Origin of the sequence: Apibacter sp. ESL0404 (assembly GCF_019469245.1) — a bacterium.
Lineage (GTDB): Bacteria > Bacteroidota > Bacteroidia > Flavobacteriales > Weeksellaceae > Apibacter.
Map to the genome: position 1 here is coordinate 1696356 of NZ_CP048267.1, position 21947 is coordinate 1718302.

The window sequence follows — 21947 nt, forward strand, 5'->3', positions numbered from 1 at the left end:
CAAAAAAATATATCAATTATTTTAGGGTTTAATTATACATATTGAAATATTTATTAATTCTTTTTAATAAATACTATTTCATATAACTTTGAATTTGCTTTATAGACAAAAAGTATATACTTAATATAAGAGTAAACTTTCCTAAGTTAAAATTCAACAAATTACAGCTAAAAAATATTTACATAATATTGTAAAAATTTTTTAGACGTTATCGTAATTAAAAACCAATTCCTAAATGAAAATTGCATACTGTATAGGTAACATTCATAATTCCGGAGGAATAGAACGTGTGATTTCAATTAAGGCCAATTATTTGGTTGACAAAGACTATGAAGTTCATATTGTCGTTATATATCCATCTTCTCAAAAGCCTTTTTTCAACTTTGATTCCCGTATTAAATTTCATTATTTGAATTTGGATTTTGAAAAAGATAGGGGATTGAAAAAACATATTAATTTTAAAAAAAATAAAAAAATTTTTCTTCAAACAATCGGAAATCTTTTTCAGGAAATTAAGCCCGATATAGCTATATCCACTTTTTGTAAGTACTCGAAATATATTTTTGAGTTAAATGATGGAAGTAAAAAAATTATTGAACGACATTTCGCTAAATACAAACGTGCGCAATATTATTCAAAATTGGATAATTATTTTCTAGGAAGAATCATAACGTATTTATACCGTAAAACAGATTATGATATTGGTAAGAATTTTGACCGATTTATAGTTTTAACAAATGAAGACAGAGAATCCTGGGGAAATACTCTTCCCAACCTTGAGGTAATTGAAAATCTACTTACTATATTACCTAAAACTCATGCATCTCTTGAAAATAAAATAGTAATTAGCTTAGGCCGATTAAACCAGCAAAAACAGTTTGATCATCTTATTGAAATATGGAACACTATCGTTCAAAAACATCCGGATTGGAAATTGTTACTATATGGTAATGGTGAGAAAAAAAGAGAGCTTGAAGAAATGATTGATCGATTAAATTTAAATTCCAACATTGAATTACATCCGGCGACTTCGGATATAAGTTCTGTTTTGCTAAATAGTTCCATTTATGCTATGACCTCTAAATATGAAGGATTTCCATTAACATTAATTGAATCTATGGTTCATGGAGTCCCTCCTGTTTCCTATACCTGCAAATGCGGACCTAAAGAAATTATCCATGATGAAGTAGACGGACTATTAGTTCCTTTTAATGATAAAGAAATTTTTGCTCAAAAACTCTCCTACTTAATAGAAAATGAAACTATAAGAAAACAAATGGGAAAAGCGGCTTCTGAAAATATTCTGCGTTATTCACAGGATATAATTATGCAAAAATGGATGAATTTGTTTCAGCGATTAGTAGAAAGTTAAAGTCGGGTTGCAGACTTTATTTTTTTATTATAAAATTCTACTTTTGTTTTAAAATACTTTGATTTACGAATTTTCCCCGCATCTGTAATAATGAGGCAACTATAATCCGGATAGTGGTTAATGAGTTTGCGTCCGGCTTTTACTCCAAGTACCATTATTGAGGTACTGAATCCATTAGCCGTTTCTGCATTCGGACCTATCACACTAACACTTTTAATTCCTTTTACGGGATATCCCGTGCGAGGATCGATAATATGAGAATATTTTTTACCTTCTAATTCGACATATTTTTCATAAGAACCGGATGTTGTTACGCATTCATCTTTAAGTGTAAAAAAACCTGTAATATCCGAAGGCTCAAAGGGATTAATTATTCCAATGTTCCAATATTCTCCATTAATTTTATGCCCCCAAACACTTATGTCTCCTGAAGCATTGATTATCCCCGCTTTTACATTATTCTTCACCATTAGTTCTTTTGCTTTATCAGCTGCATATCCTTTTCCAATGGATCCAAATCCGATTTTCATTCCGGGGAGCTTTAAAAAGAGAGTAGAGTGTAAAGTATCTATAATGATATTTTTATAGCCTATTTTCTTTATGGATTCTTTGATTTGCTCCTCTAAGGGCACTTTTTTCATAGAACCGTCAAATTTCCAAATTTTATCCATAGCTGCAAAACTTATATCAAATGCTCCTTCTGTAATCTCTGAAATTTTAATAGCTCTTCGGGTAAGTTCCAATACTTCTCTATCTACTTTTACGGGCTGTATACCTGCATTTTGGTTAACCTTTGAAACTTGCGAATCAGGCTTCCAATCCGATATTAAATTTTCAATCCGTACTATTTCATCGATAGCCTTATCTATGTATTTTTCTGCTTGTAGGGAATCTTCTGCTAGTATTGAAAAGTCAAACTTACAACCCATTAAAGTTGCCGTGCGGTTTCGTTGTACTTGCGAATTAATGTTTATGTAAGATAATACAAATAATGCTGCCAATAGAACATATTTCCTACTCATATATTTACTATTTTTCTTGAAATTCATTAATAACAATCGGTTACAATTTGTCCTTTTCTTTTGTAATCATTACATTTTTTTATGCTATCTACAAAAACAACCTCATCCAAGACTTTTTCAACCTCCAGTTGCATTTGCAAAGCTCCACAAATCATGATTACTCCTCCCTCTTCCAATAAATTAACAAAAAAATCTCTGTCATTTTGAATTAAATCCATCACATATTTATTTTCTATATCTGATGAATACGAAAAATTATATTGTTCTAAATATCCTTGGTTCATTTGTTCCTTCAAAAAACAAATATATTGATCTACCATTTCACTTCGTTGTCTGAATCCGCAATACAAATAAGTTTTAACTTTGGTTGAATTTTGATCGATCATTCCTAAAAAGGGACCTATTCCTGTCCCATTGGCAATCATAACTACTTTTTCTGCTTTTTCGGGAAAATGAAAAGAAGTGTTAGTTATGATTTTCCCGTATATGGTATCTCCTTTTTTCCGATTTATTAAATATTCTGACGCCAAGCCGCTCGGATAATATTTTATTGATAAATGTATGTTATGATTGACTTTGGCTATGGAATAATATCTTTCCTTTTGATCTTTACAGGGATAAACAGCAAGGATATCTCCTGAAGTAAATTTTTGTTTACCGGGATTTATTTGTACTATAAAAGTTTCTTTTGAATCATTGGGTATGTAAACCTCCTCTATCTTCATTTTTATACGATTCTTAGGTTTACTTGTATAAAATTTTGCATCAGCATATAGTTTGATACCCGTTTTAATATTCCATTCTTTTATCCATGTTGTAAACTCATCTATTGATTGGTCGTTTACTGTATATAAATCTAATATCTGTTCGCTCCATGCCTCTTTTTTGATTTGTTCGTCTACAGTTTTAGCAAACAAACAGTAATCTTCATAGGACTTTGAACCAAACCCTACTACACTGAACTTAACGTTTTGGTTTTGTGGATTTTCTTTTAGAAGTGTTTCGAATTTACGCGCATTTGAGGGAGCATCTCCCAATCCATAGGTTGAAGTTAAAACTAGTATATATTCCGCTTTTGGAAATACTTGGTACTTATTAAGCTCTGTTAGATAGGATCGATAATTTTGCGAAACCATTTGTTGATGAATTGAATGAGCCAAGTTGAACGTACTTCCATTTTCTGATCCTACCAATAGTATAATTTGACTATCTTCAGGTAGGTATTTATTTTTAAAATTACGTTTTCCTCTTTTCCAAGTTATGGTAAATCCTGAAACTATAAAAAACAATATATATACACCGGCTATAAAAAGAATGACAGCCCAAACTACATGAGTTCTGCCGGTATGAAGGTCTAAACTTAGAGTTGCTAACTTTTTTGAAATCGGATCATTAACTTGAGAGACAACTTCACCTGTTAAAGGACTGACGGTTAATTCTTTATCTTTTAATTTTAAAATAAAATATTCGTCGGGATCATCGGAAAACGGAAATTCTATTTTACGAACTTCTGAAAGTTTAATTCGTGAAAAAAGAGGGATATCTTTATATAATAGTTTCTTTGTTGAAGTTTGATCTTGGGGAGAATGAAAAATAATTTTCTCACCTTCTTTGGAAAAAAAATGAAACCTTTCTAAACATAGATAACTTCCGGTTAATGAAATTATACCAATAGGTATAAGCAGTACACGTCCAAACAAAGTATGGTAATATTGAGAAAAAGATGCTTTTTTTATTTTTGAAAAAAAGTTGCTGAATTTTTTCTGTCTTTTTATTATAAGTATGCTTCCCGAAGTTGCTATTAAAAAAAGTAAAAATGAATTGATACCCACAAGTATGCGTCCTGTTTCATGCATAAACAGGGATCTATGTAATGAGGTAACCCACAAGATAAAAGAATTGTTTTTTTGAGGTTTTCCTATGATAGTTCCCGTTTTAGGATTTATATATCCTACTACCTCCTCCCCATTCGTATCGGTTCCTTGTAATTTTACAAACGATTTTTCATTAATTTCCAATTCAGAAATTTCCTGAACAGTAGATTGTAATGCTGAAAGAGTCTGCGCAATACTAATACGATTTAAATTATGAATGCAATATGGTGACGTATTTTCTTCAATGGTATAAAAAGCAAGTATGGATCCCGTTATGGAAGCCATACTCAAAAATATGAAAGAAACTAATGCTAAAGTTAAGTGAGCATATCTCCAAATGGAAAGCGTCATTGAATTATTGAATCTTACTTAGTCTCACATAATTTATATATCCCATTCCGGATATTTTACCCGTAAAGGCTTGAGAATTTAAAGGGATTTCCAGATCTTTTACATAATAATTTTGATCTTCAACAGCAGTTTCAAATCGGAGTTTATATCCCTTATCAATTTTAGAATCTTCAATTTCCAACGTGGTTATGCTACGGTCTCCGCCGGTTACGGATGCTCCGGTTTTAGCATCTATAGTTTTCTTTTTTGAATTGTATTTATGCCATTCTTTTAAGGTATTATACCATCTTTTATCTTCTCCCATTATATATAATGTCTTTTCATATTGACCTTGCGGAGAAATTAATGATACTACTATGTAGGCACCTTCTCCTATATAATTATTCATTTGAAGTAAACATTTATATTTATGAGTCTGTGCATGGCCCATAAAAGGCATCAACATAAGAAGTAAACTGTAAGCTACTAATTTAATATTCATCTTCATAATAGATTATTTTAAGAAATCAACGGATACTTTATTTTGAGTTAAGATTTTGTTTTCTTTTGCTAAATCATAGGCTGTTTCTCCAAACTCTGTTTTTAGGTCTTTTTTTGCCCCTAAAGATAGCAGATATTTCAAAATAGTATCGTCTTTAGCAATCATTGCAGCTCTTTGTAAAGGAGTTATCCCCTCGTTATTAGCTGTATTAACGTCTACTTTCAATCCTGAAATTTTTTTAATCAAATTGATATCATTTTTACCGACTGCTAAATGATAGAGGGTATTGCCTTCTTCTTGTTTTGCATTAAAATCAACTCTTTTATCTTTTAGTAATTCTAAATTTGCATCAAAATCTTTATTTCTAGGATGATAAGATTGGATAAGATAATAAACCAAACTGTTTCCTTTGTTATCTTTCTGATTTATATTAGCTCCATTAGCAAGTAACAAAGCAATCATTTCCGGTGTACTAGATTTTACTGCTAACATTAGAGCACTTTCTCCCTTATTGTTAACTTCATTGATATTTTTAACTAAAGGTAAAAATACTTGTGTATTTTTAATATCTTTTCCTGAAGCACTTTTTATAAATGCTGTATTTCCTTCTTTATCTTTTTTTTGTGGATCAACCTTTTTAGAAATAAAATAGTTGATAATTTCTGCCTGATCAGGTTTTGTTGCGACTATATGAAGTACGGTTTGTTGATCGTCATTGACAATTAAAGGATTTAATTTTATATCCTCTACCAAATATTTAAAAACATCTAAGGTATTGGCTGTTCTCCGTGTAGCTTCAGCTGCCAGTAAAAGAGCATTGTTGGTGCTTTTTACCCCTCTTGTTTTCAATTTTTTTAATAATTCTATATCGCCTTTTCTGGCCGCATAATCAAATGCTGTGCTTCCTTTATCGTCTGTATCCGATAAAGAAAGACCTTTGGATTGTAAATAATCGGTAAGGTGAATATCAGAATCATAGGGAATAGCTAAAAGCAAAATGGTTGCCCCGTTTTTATATTTTTGCTTAGGATTTAATCCGGCATCAAAAAACAAGCGATAGATTTCAACATTGGTTTGACCTGCATTTGCTGCAAATACTAAAGGAGTGAGCCCATGGGAATCTTCTAAATTAATATTGCTCTTTTTATCGATTAAATATTTTATTAATTCAGTATTTCCTTTTAAAGCTGCCCAATGTAAATAAATTCTGTTATCATGAGTTAATTTATTTATGTCATTTCCTTTCTGTTTTAACAGGTATTTAATAGTTTCTAAAGGGGCTTCATTTAGTATGGCAACTGTAACAGCGTCAAATTTGTTATCATTAAACTCAATCGGACTGTTACCTTTTTTAATTTCTGTTTCAACTGCTTGTAAATCGGGTTTATTTTTCCAAAAGTTATTATCTAACAAGGTATTATTTATTTGAGCATTCATCCAAATGGATGCCATGCAAAGTAGAGTTACGAAACTTCTTTTCATTTTTTTTTATATTTTAAATGAGAGCACTATAATAGTAATTTTTTTGCAATAATACTTATATAGACTAAATAAAAACAAAATAGTTTAAAGCAGTTGAATAAATCAACTGCTTCTATTAAAAAATTATCTGAGTAAAATTAATTAATTTTTCAAGAAAGTGACCGCTCTAATATGCTCCTTATCATTGGAAAGTTCAAATCCTTTATTTGCTGTTGCTGTTACCGGATCTATGGCATATATGGCTGAATTTCCGCTTACCGGATTTAATGGTAAATATATTTTACCTTTATATGCTAACGGCCATCCGTTACTTGACACTTGGGTATAGTCCATAATTCCTTCTACCCATTTAAAAGATTTAGATTCCATTTTAACGACTGCAAAACGTGTTGCTTTGGAACCGTTTCCGGTATTTGCTGTTTCGTTGTAAAATTCAAGTAAAAAGTAATCTTTAGTAATCGGAAAAACTTTTCTGAATTTATATCCTCCTGAAGCGGTTTCAATATCAAAATAATAATTTGAATCGAATGTTTGAGAACCTTTATTTATTTTTAAAGCCCCTGCTTTTTTAGCAGTGGTATTTCCGGATCCGGCACCTGAAAATACATATACGTTTCCTGATCCATCCGGCCAAATTTGAGAATATACAGCACCTTTCCATTGGCCTCCAGAATAGCTTAAGCGAGAATCGTTAATGACTGATTTAATAGTCATATTATAATCCATCAAGGCTACATAAACATTATCTGAATTTGTATATTTAAATGCAGCAGCTATTTCATTATTTCCTCTATCTGCAATTCCTGTAATGGTTGGTTTTTTGTCATCAATCATATGCGAACTTAAATCGATAGGTTTATCTATCATTGATATATTATCTCCATTTCTCTCATACAGAAAGCTGTTATCTTTATTGGATATGGCATAAACATATTTTCCAAAATTTCCTGTAACTGAAAATCTACCAATAATTATCGGACTTCCCTGCAATTCTTTCATTTTATCATCTGTGTCATATTTAAATGCTCTACATCCCGATTTTCCTTGCCCTAAATCTGATCCGTTGGGATAAATAAATCCAACCAAGGTGCTTGCATTGTTTACTACGATCTGTGTAAAAGAACTGGTTGTTTTCACTGAATTAGAATTTCCTGAAATACTATCTTTACCGCTATCTAAATGATTGACAGTCAAAAAATAAGTTCCTGTACCTAATTTTCCACTCCCGGGAGCAGCCGCTATTACAAACTTATCTGCTTTAGTAGGAATGGGTTGTGTGGCTACCGTATTATCATCATCGCTACTACATGATATAGTCATGCATCCGGCCAAAAAGCTTACTAATACTTTTTGGATAAAATTTGTTTTTTTCATACTATATTTTATTTAAGAGTTTATTGAATTTTATTGTTTTTTTAACAGGGATAATCCCGTAATGCCATCTGCTTCAACCACTAATCCTGCTTTAGCTGAAGTAGTTTTAGGATCGATCACGTATACGGTAGGCTGCTCATTGGATGTGGTAACCGGCAGATATATTTTACCGTCATAACTTAATGGCCATCCCGTTGCCGTAATTTGTTCTTTAGATGGGAAACCATCTCTTAACCAATTAAAATTTTTTGTGCTCATTTTTAGAATTGCATATTGAGAGGCAGGGCTTATAATGTTATAGTCCAATTCGTTATAAAATTCTAATAGAAAATAGTCTTCCGTTATATGAAATACTTTACGAAATCGGTAGCCCCCTGATGCTTGTTCAATATTAAAATAGTAATCTTTATCGAAGGCAGTACTTCCTTTTTTTATACATAACGCACCCGCTGGTTTTGTGGTAGCGCTTTCGTATGAACCTGAAAATACATAGGTATTTCCGTTATCATCTTTTCCTATTTGAGAATACATGGCAGATCGCCATCTTCCTGCAGAATAACTGATTCTATCATCCGAATAAATTCGTTTAACATTTAAATTTGCGTCTAAAGCTAACACATGCACTTTATCGGGATCATTGGGACTAACGGCTGAGGTAAGAAATTCTCCATTTTCGGTATCAACAATTCCGCTAATCGTTGGATTATAATCGTTTCCAACTATATTATCGGTATGTAATGTTTTTTGGGTTATAGACATATTTGTTCCTTCTTGTTCTATAAAACTGAAGATGGCTCCTGTCGTTCCGTCTGCTAAAGCCTGTGATCCTCGTGCAGAAATCATATAATTTCCGAAATTTCCAACGGTATTATAACTGTTTACTTGAAATCCCATATCCTGATCTCCTTTTAATTTTTGAATTTTGCCGTTTGGAGCCAAAATGAAACAATATCCAACGTATGCCCCTCCTTGTCCGTATACCAGCCCTACTAATGATTTATAGTGGTTATTTATAAAATGTGTAAATACTCTTCCTACTTCCACGCCATTTCCCGATAGCGAGGTTCTGCCTATATCCAGATTATCGGAAGTTAACATATAGCTGGAACTGCCCATAGTTGCAGCTATAACAAATTTTTGTGTAGCAGAATCTGTTCCCGGATTTTCTGATAGGTTATCATTGTCATCGCTTCCGCATCCCACTATGAAAACTGATAGTGCTGCTATTAAAAGGAATTTTCTTTTAAATGATCTATTTCTCATATTATTGATTTATTTACTTTTTATGTGATTTTGAAAATGAATATCTTAGCTTGATATAGTAAGCCCTACCGGGCTTTTGTAAACTGTAGTTGTCATAAAGAAATTCATTGGTGATATTTTTAAGTTCCAATGAAACACTCAATGAACTTTCGTAGAGGGTGTAATTTATAATTAGATCATGTGATAGTTGTCGGGGTAAAGTGTATTTCGATTTTTTATTTCCCAAACTTTCCCAATTAAGATAAAATTTTTCAATAAAGTTGAATGTATAACCAATACTTAAATTATTTTTTCTTTTTACCCGATCGTTAATAAAATATGCTGCATCAATTGCGCCGAAAAAATAAGGAACATTAGGTATTCTGTCATTATAGGTAATATCTTTCCTGTTTCCACTGACGGAAGAATATCGCTCTTTATTCCTTAAATTTTGGTAAGTTACATTTCCTCCTAACGAAAATTTATTTCTGTAATAGAATTTTATTTCAGCATCTATTCCAATATTTTTTACTTTTCCGTGGTTGACATAAGTTGCTGTACCATAATGTTGTTCAATAATTCTTCGGATATAATCTTTAGTATCTCTTATATAACCACTGACATCAAAGTAGATAACATTATTATTTTTAAATTGTTTATTTAAAAGGATTCCTAAATTGTAATTAATGGAATTTTCAGCTTTTAAAACTGAATTTCCCAATTCTAATACTTCATCCCCAAAGAGTTCATTATCTGTGGGCAGACGGTATGCCTTTTCTAATGATCCTTTAAACTGAAAATCTTTCAAAAAATAAGTGACGGCTAAGCCATACCCGTTGGTGTTAAATTTTTCCGTGTTTTCAATATATTTTGTACTATTGGTTATGGTAGAAATATTTTTAGGACCTCTCACTTTTTGATAGTAATATTTACCAAAAACATTCGCATTCCATATATTTTTATAATTAAAACTATAAGAACCTCCTAAAATATTTTTCAAATTGGTTCTTCTCATAGTATCGCGCACGGAACCGATTTCCACTATAGAAACCCGATCGGATTTCTTTCTTTTGTAGCCGGAAAGAACATCATTTACAGCAAAGGAATGCATATCATTCCATCGATAAGTTAAATTTGCTGTTGATGAATAGTTATCATTATAAAATTTTGAAAGAGAATGAATGCCTTCACCTCTGGTTTTTTTGGGTACATAGTCTCCTAACCAATTGTATTGTCTGGCTGCCGTATCCGTATTTTTATTATAATTTCTATTATAATTTGCTGTAAGTTTAAGATTTAATTTATTGATCAAAAAATTATTTTTTCCGTAAACTAAAGAAGGCATAACAGTTGTACCCATTCTTTTTTTCATTCCGTAAACAATTTCCATTAAATTGGCATTTTGAATATCGGAAAATTCTTGTCCTAATGTAATCCCTATTAGAAATTTATCTGCCCATCGTTTCTTAATAAAGCCTAATTTTAAAATACCTGTTTCATTGTGATATTTTCCATGAAATCTTTTGACCCAAAATTTTTCGGATGAAAAGACATTTGTTTTCAAATCCAATATAGAAGTCTTTACTTTGTAATTATTATCTGAATAATTTTGAAAAGCATTAAGTTGAATCGTAAATCCTGATTTTGATGTATGGCCCATATTTAAATCGGTTCGGTAGGTATTAAATGAGCCGGAAGAATACGATAAATCCATATAGGTTTTAGTACTTTGAGCCGTCACAATGTTGATCACTCCACCTATTGCATCAGTGCCAAATTCAATAGGCACCACTCCTTTATATATCTCGATTCGATCCGCTATATTTACCGGAATATTATTTAATTGAAAAGCAGAACCGAAACCCTGCATAGGAACACCATCCATGAATAATTTAACATGTTTTCCCGTAAAACCATTTAATGAAATTGACAAATCCGAACCTACCCCTCCGGCTTCTCTTATTTTTACTCCGGGTGCTTTCTCAAGCATATGAGCTAAATCTAATGAGCTATTATAAAATGATTTAGCATCTAAAACAGTTACATTATACGGGGTTTCTTTAGTTTTTTGTAAGGCCGATTTTCCGATAATTACAACGTTATCAATATCGGTATAGGTTATAGGTTTAAGTTTAATGGATATATTTTTCTTTTCTCCTTTTTTTAAATAAACAGGAATACGTTGGGTGTCAAATTTAGGATTTGAAAACGTTAACCCATAATTTCCCTCAGGAAGCATTATCTTATAATATCCTTTTTGATCGGTTTTAGTTATATAATCTATATTGTCTACCTGAACAGAACAATTTTCCAATACTTGGGTATTAGAGGTAACTATTCCTTCTACAAATGCCATTTGAGAGTATAAACAGGTTGAAAATGAGCATATAATTAGAATATTGATAATTACTTTCATGGAGCAGTAAGTTTAAGACCTCAATAATTTTTTATTTCTTATTTTTGTTTAGACTAAATAAATATTATTTACGAAAGTATAATTTTAGAACCATATAATAATATCATATTTGGTATAAAAAATAATATAAACAGTATCATGAATATTTATTCGGAAATAAATCAAGATCTTTTACTGACTATTGAATTGGAAGACAGATTAAATATTAATTCACCTATAATTACTAAGAAAAACCATTTTAAAAAACATTTTGCCAGTGGTATTCAAAAAAGTATATATACCGGAGGTTTATGTATTCTTATTCAAAAATTTTCTGTAGTGCATAATTGTATTCAAACATTAAATATTGAAAATGACTACATACAAGTATCATTATTATTACAAGGAAAAGCAACTATTGAATCTTCTCAAAATAAAACCATTTATGGTATTAAGCCCGGTATTTTACAATTAGCATATCAAAATAAAAATAACATAAAAATTAAGATAGATCCTTATGAAAAGACATTTTATTCTATTAGTATTTTCATATCTAAACCTTTTATTTTTTCTATCTTAAAAAATGAAAAATGGTTTTTGGATAGTATCTTTTGTAAAGATATTCAACGGAATGCTCATTCTGATTTTAACGAAATAGTTTTACCGATAGATTTCAATATGCTTACAATTATAAATGAATTAATTGAAATTAAAGAAACGGGAGTATTCGGTCACAGTTATTATCAAATTAAGTTAAAAGAATTGTTTTTAAAAATCTTTATAAAATTATCAACAAACAAGAAAGAAATAAAGTCTATAAAAGAGGAAGATTTCAAAAAAATTGAACTAGCTAATGCCTATTTAACTACCCATTACGAAGAACCGCCTACAATTAACCAGCTATCTAAAATCATTCATTTAAATGAACTAAAATTAAAAACGGGATTTAAACAGGCTTATAGTTGTACCATTCATTATTATATTATACAATTACGGATGAAAAAGGCACTTCAAATGTTGAATAACCATTACCCAATAAATGAAATTGCATTGGCAACAGGTTATAAAAGCACTTCTCATTTTATAACCTCCTTCAAAAAAATGTTTGGAAAAACACCTAAACAATACATACTAGATGAGTCACTTTAGACTTTAAATAAATCGATCGTTTCTTATTTGAAAAGATTTTTCGTTCTTTTTCCATCTTATTAATTCTTTAAATGATTTTTATTCATCAGATATTTTTTTAATGTCTGAACGTATATTTAACTGAGCTTTTCTATTCCTTATTAGATATTTATTTTTTTACACTAAATTTGCCATTTAAAGTTTACATTGATATGTTACAGGTTGCATATATTAAAGATAATAAAGAAAAGGTCTTAGCCGGATTAAAAAAAAGAAATTTCGGCAAATTAGAACTTATCGATGAAATTATTTCACTGGATGAATCCAGAAAAAAGATACAATTTGATTTGGATTCCCAGCTTTCAGAAATGAATAAAATTTCAAAAGATATTGGAATTCTTATGAAAGAAGGTAAAAAAGATGAAGCCGAAAATGCTAAATCACAAACTCTTTCTTTAAAAGAATCCACTAAAAAGTTGCAACAAAATTTATCTGAAACAGAGGAAAAGTTAAAATTAGCTTTATATGAAGTACCCAATATTCCAAACGATTTAGTTCCTGTAGGAACAAATGAAGAGGATAATCTTGAGGTTTTTAAGCATACTGCAAATGAAAATATCATAAATGATGCTTTACCTCATTGGGAACTTACTAAAAAATACGATTTAATAGATTTTGAATTAGGAGTAAAAATAACCGGTGCCGGTTTTCCCGTTTATAAAGGAAAAGGAGCTCGATTGCAACGCTCTTTGGTTCAATATTTTTTAGATAAAAATACTGAAGCCGGTTATATGGAAATTGTTCCGCCATTTGTAGTAAATGAAGCTTCCGGATACGGCACCGGACAACTTCCTGACAAAGAAGGTCAAATGTATTATATTAATGAAGACAAATTATATTTGATTCCTACCTCTGAAGTTCCGGTAACCAATATGTACAGGGATGTATTGCTAAATGAAAATCAACTACCAATTAAATTAACTGCTTATTCTCCTTGTTTTAGAAGAGAAGCCGGTTCTTATGGTAAAGATGTTAGAGGGCTTAACAGATTACATCAATTTGAAAAAGTTGAAATTGTTCGAATCGAAAAATCAGAAAACTCTTATGAGGCATTGGATGAAATGGTTGAACATGTAAAATCTTTATTGGAGTCACTACAACTCACTTACCGAATACTACGACTATGTGGCGGGGATTTAGGCTTTACCTCAGCAATTACTTATGATTTTGAAGTTTGGTCGGCTGCTCAAGAAAGATGGTTGGAAGTTAGCTCAGTATCAAATTTTGAAACTTTTCAAGCTAATCGATTAAAATTACGATATAAATCAGAAGGAAAAAATCAGCTTTGCCATACACTTAATGGTTCATCTCTTGCATTACCTAGAGTTTTAGCAGCTTTGCTTGAAAATCACCAATCGGAAGAAGGAATTAAAATTCCGAAGGTATTAGTTCCTTATACCGGTTTCGACTTAATTAATTAAATATTTTTCCATGACAATTTCTGAAATACAACAAGGACTTATAAATGAATTTAATTTATTTGACTCTTGGGAACAACGGTATGAATATGTTATTGAATTAGGTAAATCTCTGCCCGAAATGTCTGAAAAAGACAAAATTCAAGATAAATTAATCAAAGGATGTCAGTCACAAGTTTGGCTAACTACTCGTTCGGAAAATGGTAAATTATTTTTTGAAGCAGATTCTGACGCTATTTTACCGAGAGGAATAGCTGCCATGTTAGTACGCATCTATTCAGGACAACCCATTGAAGACATTTTAAAATCGGATGAAAATTTTATTGAAGAAATAGGTCTTCAAGAATTTTTAACTCCTACTCGAGCTAATGGGTTATTGGCAATGATTAAACAAATTAAATATTACGCAATTGCTTACTCTGCAAAAAAATAATTAGTAAAAAAAGTGAGTAAGATCAAAGAAAAAATTTTAGTCTTTCGTTTTTCTGCAATGGGAGATGTCGCAATGACTGTACCCGTTATAAGAGAATTTATCGAGCAAAATAAAGATGTTGAGTTGCTGATAGTTACCCGCCATTTTTTTGCTCCCTTTTTTCAATCAATTCCTAATATAACCTTTATAGGAGTGGATATCGAAAACTATAATGGAATTTTAGGTTTAAAAAAACTTGCCGATGAATTAAAGGTTTACGAACCTACTATGGTAGCTGATTTACACAATGTCTTAAGAACTAAAATTTTAAAATTATTTTTATCTAAACATATAAAAAAAATTGCTACCCTTGATAAAAATCGTAAAGAAAAAAAATTATTAACTCGAAGAAAAAATAAAAAACTTTATCCACTTCGCCCTGTATCCGAATATTACGCCGATGTTTTCAGAAGATTGGGATTTGATTTAAAATTATCTCATAAATTATCATCAAACCCTATAAAGAAGAAAAACTCCATAGGCGTTGCACCTTTTGCAAATTACAAGGAAAAAATGTTACCTTTAGATAAAATGAAAGATATTTGCATACATCTTGCAAAAGATGATTATCAAATATATTTATTTGGAGGCGGAAAGGAAGAAACTGAAATTCTTGATTCTTGGCAGAAAATGCATTCAAATATTCATTCTTTATCAGGGCAAATTACCTTAAAGGAACAAATGAATTTAATTAGCCAATTGCCTTTAATGATAACTATGGATTCTGCCAATATGCACATATCTTCTTTAGTGGGAACCAAAGTTATTTCCATTTGGGGAGCTACTCATCCTTTCGCCGGTTTTTTAGGTTATGGTCAACAATTAAATGATGTGATACAAATAAATGATCTTCCTTGCCGACCTTGCTCGATTTTTGGAAATAAACCTTGTTATAGAAATGATTGGGCATGTACAAGAAATTTGGAATGTTCCTATATCTTAAATAAAATAAAAAGTCAAACTATTTTATAATTAGTATTTTTATACTGTATATATACCTAAAATTATTTCATAATCACAACATCTCTAATTACTTAGATTAAAAACTTACAGTATATCAAAAATTGATAACGTTCGATAAATTAACATATTAACAATATAAAATACTACCAAAACCTATAGTCAATTTATTTTATATAAAATTATTTCTTAATTTTTATACAAATTTTCTTTTCTTTTTAAACATAAAAGAATTTGATTGTTCAAAAAATTTGTACTTTTGCCGTAATAATTTTAAGTACAATGAAGGAAGTTCAATTTAGACAAGCAATTTGTGAAGCTATGAGCGAAGAAATGAGAAGAGATCCTTCCATTTATCTGATTGGCGAAGAAGTTGCTAATTATAATGGAGCTTATAAAGCTTCCAAAGGAATGGTAGACGAATTCGGTGCCAAAAGAGTCATTGATTCCCCTATTGCAGAAAGTGGTTTTACCGGAATTAGTGTTGGCGCAGCCATGAATGGATGCCGTCCTATTGTAGAATTTATGACATTTAATTTTTCCTTGGTTGCAATCGACCAAATCATAAATAATGCAGCTAAAATTTATCAAATGACCGGTGGTCAATGGAATGTACCAATCGTATTTCGTGGTCCAACCGCTTCAGCCGGACAATTAGGAGCTACTCACTCTCAAGCTTTTGAAAGTTGGTTTGCCAATTGTCCCGGATTAAAGGTTATCGTACCTTCTAATCCTTATGATGCCAAAGGATTATTGAAATCCGCTATTAGAGATAATGACCCTGTTATTTTCATGGAATCTGAGCAAATGTATGGCGACAAAATGGAGATTCCTGAAGATGAATATCTTATCCCTATAGGTGTTGCAGACATCAAGAAACCAGGATCCGATGTTACTATTGTCTCTTTTGGTAAAATAATGAAAGTTGCTTTACAAGCTGCTGCTGAACTTGAAAAAGAAGGCATAAATGCAGAAGTTATTGATTTAAGAACTGTTCGACCTTTAGATTATGACACTGTTATTAATTCCGTTAAGAAAACCAATCGTTTGGTATTATTAATTGAAGAATGGCCTTTTGCATCTGTTGCTAGTGAAATTGCTTATATGGTACAACAAAAAGCTTTTGATTATTTGGATGCACCTATAAAAAGAATTACAACTGCTGATACTTCAGCCCCTTATTCTTCTTCTTTATTTTCTAAATGGTATCCGAATGTGAACCAAGTAATAACCGCAGTTAAAAATACTTTATATAAAAAGTAATCGTAGTTATTTTCTTTAATAATATAAACTAAAAAATATTTTTTCAGGTTTCAATTTTAATTAATAAATTAATTTTGAAACCTGAATTTTAAATTAATATCAGCTTTATTAAAGCTTATGGAACAAAAATGTACTTTTTGCGGAAGAAAAAAATCTGAAGTTCAACTATTAATTGCCGGACTTCACGGACATATATGCAATGATTGTATTGAACAAGCACATAACATTGTTGTACAGGAAGAAAATTTTAAAGACGACAGCAATTTTGAATTGCAAGTAAAAAAACCTAAAGAAATAAAAGAATTTTTAGATCAATACGTAATAGGTCAAGAAAACGCAAAAAAAACGTTATCTGTTGCTGTTTACAATCATTATAAAAGGTTAGCACATTCTTTAGAAGTTGACAGGGAGGTTGAAATTGAAAAATCCAACATATTGATGGTTGGTGAAACAGGAACCGGAAAAACTCTAATTGCCAAATCAATTGCTAAACTTTTGGATGTTCCTTTTACTATAGTTGATGCAACTGTTTTAACAGAAGCCGGATACGTGGGTGAAGATGTTGAAAGTATATTAAGTCGATTATTACAAGCTGCTGATTATAACGTTGAAAAAGCTGAACAAGGTATAGTCTTTATAGATGAAATAGATAAAATTAGTCGAAAAAGCGATAATCCCAGTATTACACGCGACGTTTCCGGGGAAGGAGTGCAACAAGCTTTATTAAAACTTTTAGAAGGCAGTATTATTAATGTTCCTCCTCAAGGAGGCAGAAAACACCCCGATCAAAAATACATTCAAGTAAATACACAAAATATTTTATTTATTGCAGGAGGAGCTTTTTCAGGTATTGATAAAATTATTTCAAATAGACTAAATAAAAACACGATAGGTTTCAGCAAAACGGATGAAAAGACACTTGAAGAAGAACACATTTTATCTAAGGTAAATGCTACCGATTTAAAAACTTTCGGACTTATTCCTGAACTATTAGGAAGATTCCCCGTAATAACTAATTTAGAGCCATTGGATGATGAGGCTATGTTACAAATTCTTACTAAACCTAAAAATGCAATAATTAAACAATATCAGGCATTATTTAAATTAGATGGAATCAATCTTTCCATTACCGATGACGTATTAAAAGAAATTGTAAAAGAAACCAGAATTTTAGGTTTAGGGGCAAGAGGGTTGCGAAGCATCTCTGAAAACCTATTTTCTAAAATTAGTTATGATATTGACAATTATAACGGAGATTTACTTATAGATATGGATAAATTTGTTGCGTTAACGAAACACAAATCAATAAAATAAAAAAAAAAGACTTGCGAATAATATTTTTATTTATATTTGCACTACTAGTATATATTATATTTAATAAATAAATTTAACTAATAAATGCTTAATAAATGAAAATGAAATTTATACCCTTGCTTTTTGTATTGGGTTGTATTGCAAGCAATTCACAAATAACCACTACGAGTGGTGCAAAGTTCTTTGTGAGTCCAGGAACGAAATTATTTAGTACTGGAGATATAACCATAGATAATAGTTCGGATGTATTTACTAATAAAGGTGATATAAAAATATCTGAAGGTACACTTAAAAATAATGCCCTTCCAGACAAATTTGTTCTCACTTACATAGACGAGCAACATTACGGTCAATTAATTATTGCAAGTAATAAAAGTGCTTCTGGTAAAATAACTATTCAAAAACAAATTTTTGATGATGGGTCCGGTCAAATACTCTTTGGTACTCCTTTTGTTAATTATACATATGATCAATTCTATCAAAATATTACAAACTCTACTTCAACAGCCGGTATACCGAAACTTATTTGTTACAGAGCTGATGTAAACAATAATTGTAGAAACAGTAAAAATTGGTCTAAACACCCTGTATTTAAATGGAGAGAGGAATATTTTAGATTTGATCCTTTTCAAAGAGATGAAAATTTTGTTCCCGGAAATTATTATGCATTTAAAAAAGCTAAATTTGATAAGGGATCAAATTTTAATAATCCTTTATTATTTACTGGAACTCCTTATGTGGCAGGAACCAAACCAGCTGATGGAAATATAGCTTCAACTTCTGATTTGTCTTTACATGTTAGCAATAGAGTTGCAAATGGACGTAAAATTGGAAAAAATAGAGAAAATGAATATGGTATTTACTATTGGACTTATTTATCTGACCCTTTCGTTACCAATATAACTTTTGATAATAAAACTGATGACCAAATTCTAGACAATGCATATTATGCTGACAGGATGTTGCACTTAGTTAATCCTTATACGTCTAATATAAATCTTGATGTATTAGTTAAAAATAATTCACAATATATTATAGGTCTTGGTAGTGAAGGTCCTATAACAAATGTAGTTGACGATGGAGTAACTAGATATAAACAAAAAATGCAATTGCGTACTTATAAAAATGGAAGTCCGGTGGGTGGTGATTCTATTACAATTATTCCTCCGATGACTAACTTTTTTATAAAGACCAATACAGATGATGTAAACATTAATCTATATAATTCTGACATTCAAACGTTTAGCCAATCAGAATACGAATATAATAAGGGGGGCATTAAAGAATATAGTATAAAACCAGTAAATACAGATAAATATCAATTAAATCTTGAACTTTTTTCTGGAAAAACCTTTTATGGTAATACTTTTATTGCTGCGGGTGCTGACTTAATAACTGGAAATACTAATCAATGGGAGGCCAAAAATAGTGATAATATTATTTATGAAACTAATATTTATACTATACCAGAATCTCCTAATGGAGGAAAACAAGCTGGATATGAGGATACCAAGTTATACATTAATGTTATTAATACAGATAACGCTTCTAGGATCGCTGTGCCAGTAGGAATAAATGTTCTTAAAGAAGACAGAGGTAAACAATTTACATTTAAATCTGACCTTAGATTGAATATGAACGCATTAAAAAAAGGTCAAACAAATTTTGATAATCCTAATGCAAGATTTTATTTTCACGATAAAGATTTGAATGTTATCAAAGAAATCAATTCTAATTTTTCATATTCTGTAACAATTAATGAATCAACTAATGACAGATTTGAAATATTTTGGAAAGAACCTGGCACTTTAGGAAATGAAGACATTAATACTTTAAATAGTTTAACAACAATTTATAAGACCGGAAACGAATATAAAATTCACTTTGACCAAAATTGGAGTAAAGCAGAAGTTAATATATTTAACGTTTTAGGTCAGTTAATTTCGACAGAAAAAAATATTACTACCCAAAATGATTATTTACTACCTATTCATACTACATCCTCATCTTTGTACGTTATAGTTGTAACTAATTCGATTACTGGCGAAAAAATAACTAAAAAAATAGTTAAATAATAAAGTACATTAATATGAAAAAATTATTTTCCATAATATTTATAGTCATCATATATAATTTTACTTATGCCTATAATTTATTACAAGTTGTAGTTGAAACTAATGAGGTTCCTCCTGTACCTGAAGGAGAAGTCCAAGCATATATAGGTATTGGTGAACCACACACAACTACTCCAATAAATTTTATAGTACCATTTTTATTAATTAGTGCTATACTTTTAATATTTTATATTTTTAAAAAGAAAAGAATTAAATCTATATAAAGATTTTAATTTCATAAATTAGCCTTGTTAAATAAATAACAAGGCTTTTTTTATGAAAAAAATTTCAATTACATTCTTATTAGTTCTATTAAACTTAATAGCTCAAGCTCAATTTACTTTTAAAGGTACTATTGCCAATTATTCTAATAAAAGAATACTAGTAAAAATAGATAGAGCATTTGATGATATTTTAATAGGAAATATAACTACAAATTCAAATGGATCTTTTTCAATTCCTGTTAAAGATAACTATTCCGGTATAATTGAAATTTCATTACTGGATGCCAAAAAGAATTACATTTTCATTTCTAATAATACCGATATAGACTTTAGCGCATCAATTACTGCAAATGATGAATTTATTATAAATATACCAGGTAATCAAATTAATGACCGTTATCAAAATTATTTAAATTATGATATTAAAAAAAATTCAATTCTTCCTCAATTACAAAATATAAATTTTTATTATAATTCTAAAGATGATTTTTATTTACCATTAAAGGATGAAATTCAAAGAATATCTGAAATGAATGAACCTGATATTTCCGAATTCCCATTTTTATCCTATTATTTAAAAACTTCAGATCTAATTAAAAACACTGAAATAGGAAACGGCGATGCTATTTCTAATAAAAATTTAATCTTAGATCATTTTAAAAATGCCGGACAAGAATTTGAAACTTCCGGTGTTGGTAAATCTCTTTTATATAATTATTTTAAACTGTCTGCAATGGGAGCCACTTCTCAAAAAGATTGGGAAAATAAAATTGATAAAGCTATAGAAGTTTTATTGGAAGAAGTTGGTGAAGAAACAAGCAGGGGACAAGAGATATTATCCGCAACTATCAATTTTCTAAATGGATATGGTTTAGTAAATCTTACTGATAAATATATGAAAAGAGCTGAATCACTAACATGCGAAATAAGTGCGGAACTGAAAAAAACAATTCAAGACAATAATTCTATAAAGGAAGGTAAAATAATTCCAAACATAAAATTTACGCATAAATTAAACGATAAGTATACGTATTTATATGACATTAAAACTAAATATAAATTAATTGTGGTATGGGCGTCTTGGTGTAGTCATTGCCAACAAGAAATGCCATATGTTAAACAGTTTTACGAAAATTTTAAAAAATCGGGTGGAGAAATTATAGCCCTTTCTGTTGATTATAATAAAGAGGATTGGCAAAATGCTATTAAAGAAACTTCATGGTTAAACGATTCAGATTTAATATACTGGGATAGTAAATTTGTAAAAGAACTAAATATAACCGGTACCCCTACTCTAATTTTAGTAGATCAAAAAAATAAAATTTTAAAAATTACTTCTAAAATATCTGATATCAATAATTTAATTAACTAAGATACCCAAATATATACTTTCACATAAGA

At 30.2% G+C, this 21947-nt stretch carries 17 protein-coding genes; 10 read left to right on the forward strand and 7 right to left on the reverse strand.

What is annotated here, in order from left to right; genetic code table 11:
- The first annotated feature begins 235 nt into the window (after positions 1 to 235).
- Positions 236 to 1372, forward strand: a complete 1137-nt coding sequence (locus GYM72_RS07180) for a glycosyltransferase family 4 protein (protein WP_220263930.1) — start codon at positions 236 to 238, stop codon at positions 1370 to 1372.
- Here the strand turns inward: GYM72_RS07180 and GYM72_RS07185 are convergent.
- From GYM72_RS07185 to GYM72_RS07215, 7 genes are all read right to left on the reverse strand, one after another.
- Positions 1369 to 2394, reverse strand: coding sequence for an FAD:protein FMN transferase (locus GYM72_RS07185; protein ID WP_255571474.1), 1026 nt, complete (start codon positions 2392 to 2394; stop codon positions 1369 to 1371). The two genes, GYM72_RS07180 and GYM72_RS07185, sit on opposite strands and share 4 nt — an antisense overlap.
- Before the next feature lie 26 nt (positions 2395 to 2420).
- A complete protein-coding gene (locus tag GYM72_RS07190; RefSeq protein WP_220263932.1) occupies positions 2421 to 4619 on the reverse strand; it encodes a PepSY domain-containing protein in 2199 nt (732 codons plus the stop codon).
- A 4-nt stretch (positions 4620 to 4623) separates the two neighbouring features.
- Entirely contained in the window at positions 4624 to 5106 is a 483-nt protein-coding gene (locus tag GYM72_RS07195) for a DUF2271 domain-containing protein (RefSeq protein WP_220263933.1), read from the reverse strand.
- Between the two features lie 6 nt (positions 5107 to 5112).
- Complete coding sequence (locus tag GYM72_RS07200; RefSeq protein ID WP_220263934.1) at positions 5113 to 6582, reverse strand: ankyrin repeat domain-containing protein; 1470 nt, start codon at positions 6580 to 6582, stop codon at positions 5113 to 5115.
- 141 nt (positions 6583 to 6723) lie between these two features.
- Positions 6724 to 7956 (reverse strand): DUF4374 domain-containing protein, encoded by a 1233-nt coding sequence (locus GYM72_RS07205; protein WP_220263935.1) that lies wholly within the window; start codon positions 7954 to 7956, stop codon positions 6724 to 6726.
- Positions 7957 to 7986: 30 nt separating this feature from the next.
- Positions 7987 to 9219, reverse strand: coding sequence for a DUF4374 domain-containing protein (locus tag GYM72_RS07210; RefSeq protein WP_220263936.1), 1233 nt, complete (start codon positions 9217 to 9219; stop codon positions 7987 to 7989).
- Positions 9220 to 9232: 13 nt separating this feature from the next.
- Positions 9233 to 11614, reverse strand: a complete 2382-nt coding sequence (locus GYM72_RS07215) for a TonB-dependent receptor plug domain-containing protein (protein ID WP_220263937.1) — start codon at positions 11612 to 11614, stop codon at positions 9233 to 9235.
- Between the two features lie 138 nt (positions 11615 to 11752).
- Between GYM72_RS07215 and GYM72_RS07220 the strand changes: the two genes are divergently transcribed.
- The 9 genes from GYM72_RS07220 to GYM72_RS07260 all read left to right on the forward strand — a co-directional run bounded on the left by GYM72_RS07220 (position 11753) and on the right by GYM72_RS07260 (position 21918).
- Positions 11753 to 12742 (forward strand): helix-turn-helix transcriptional regulator, encoded by a 990-nt coding sequence (locus GYM72_RS07220; protein WP_220263938.1) that lies wholly within the window; start codon positions 11753 to 11755, stop codon positions 12740 to 12742.
- Positions 12743 to 12933: 191 nt separating this feature from the next.
- Positions 12934 to 14202, forward strand: a complete 1269-nt coding sequence (gene serS / locus GYM72_RS07225) for a serine--tRNA ligase (protein ID WP_220263939.1) — start codon at positions 12934 to 12936, stop codon at positions 14200 to 14202.
- Positions 14203 to 14212: 10 nt separating this feature from the next.
- Complete coding sequence (locus GYM72_RS07230) at positions 14213 to 14632, forward strand: SufE family protein (RefSeq protein ID WP_220263940.1); 420 nt, start codon at positions 14213 to 14215, stop codon at positions 14630 to 14632.
- Between the two features lie 12 nt (positions 14633 to 14644).
- Positions 14645 to 15643 (forward strand): glycosyltransferase family 9 protein, encoded by a 999-nt coding sequence (locus tag GYM72_RS07235; RefSeq protein ID WP_369682264.1) that lies wholly within the window; start codon positions 14645 to 14647, stop codon positions 15641 to 15643.
- Between the two features lie 270 nt (positions 15644 to 15913).
- Positions 15914 to 16894, forward strand: coding sequence for a pyruvate dehydrogenase complex E1 component subunit beta (locus tag GYM72_RS07240; RefSeq protein WP_160541881.1), 981 nt, complete (start codon positions 15914 to 15916; stop codon positions 16892 to 16894).
- Between the two features lie 117 nt (positions 16895 to 17011).
- The gene (gene clpX / locus GYM72_RS07245; RefSeq protein WP_220263941.1) at positions 17012 to 18208 is read left to right on the forward strand and encodes an ATP-dependent Clp protease ATP-binding subunit ClpX; all 1197 of its coding nucleotides are present in this window, start codon (positions 17012 to 17014) and stop codon (positions 18206 to 18208) included.
- Positions 18209 to 18303: 95 nt separating this feature from the next.
- The gene (locus tag GYM72_RS07250) at positions 18304 to 20283 is read left to right on the forward strand and encodes a T9SS type A sorting domain-containing protein (RefSeq protein WP_220263942.1); all 1980 of its coding nucleotides are present in this window, start codon (positions 18304 to 18306) and stop codon (positions 20281 to 20283) included.
- A gap of 14 nt (positions 20284 to 20297) precedes the next feature.
- Positions 20298 to 20546, forward strand: a complete 249-nt coding sequence (locus tag GYM72_RS07255) for a hypothetical protein (protein ID WP_160557084.1) — start codon at positions 20298 to 20300, stop codon at positions 20544 to 20546.
- A 52-nt stretch (positions 20547 to 20598) separates the two neighbouring features.
- Positions 20599 to 21918 (forward strand): TlpA disulfide reductase family protein, encoded by a 1320-nt coding sequence (locus GYM72_RS07260; RefSeq protein WP_220263943.1) that lies wholly within the window; start codon positions 20599 to 20601, stop codon positions 21916 to 21918.
- The last annotated feature ends 29 nt before the right edge of the window (positions 21919 to 21947 follow it).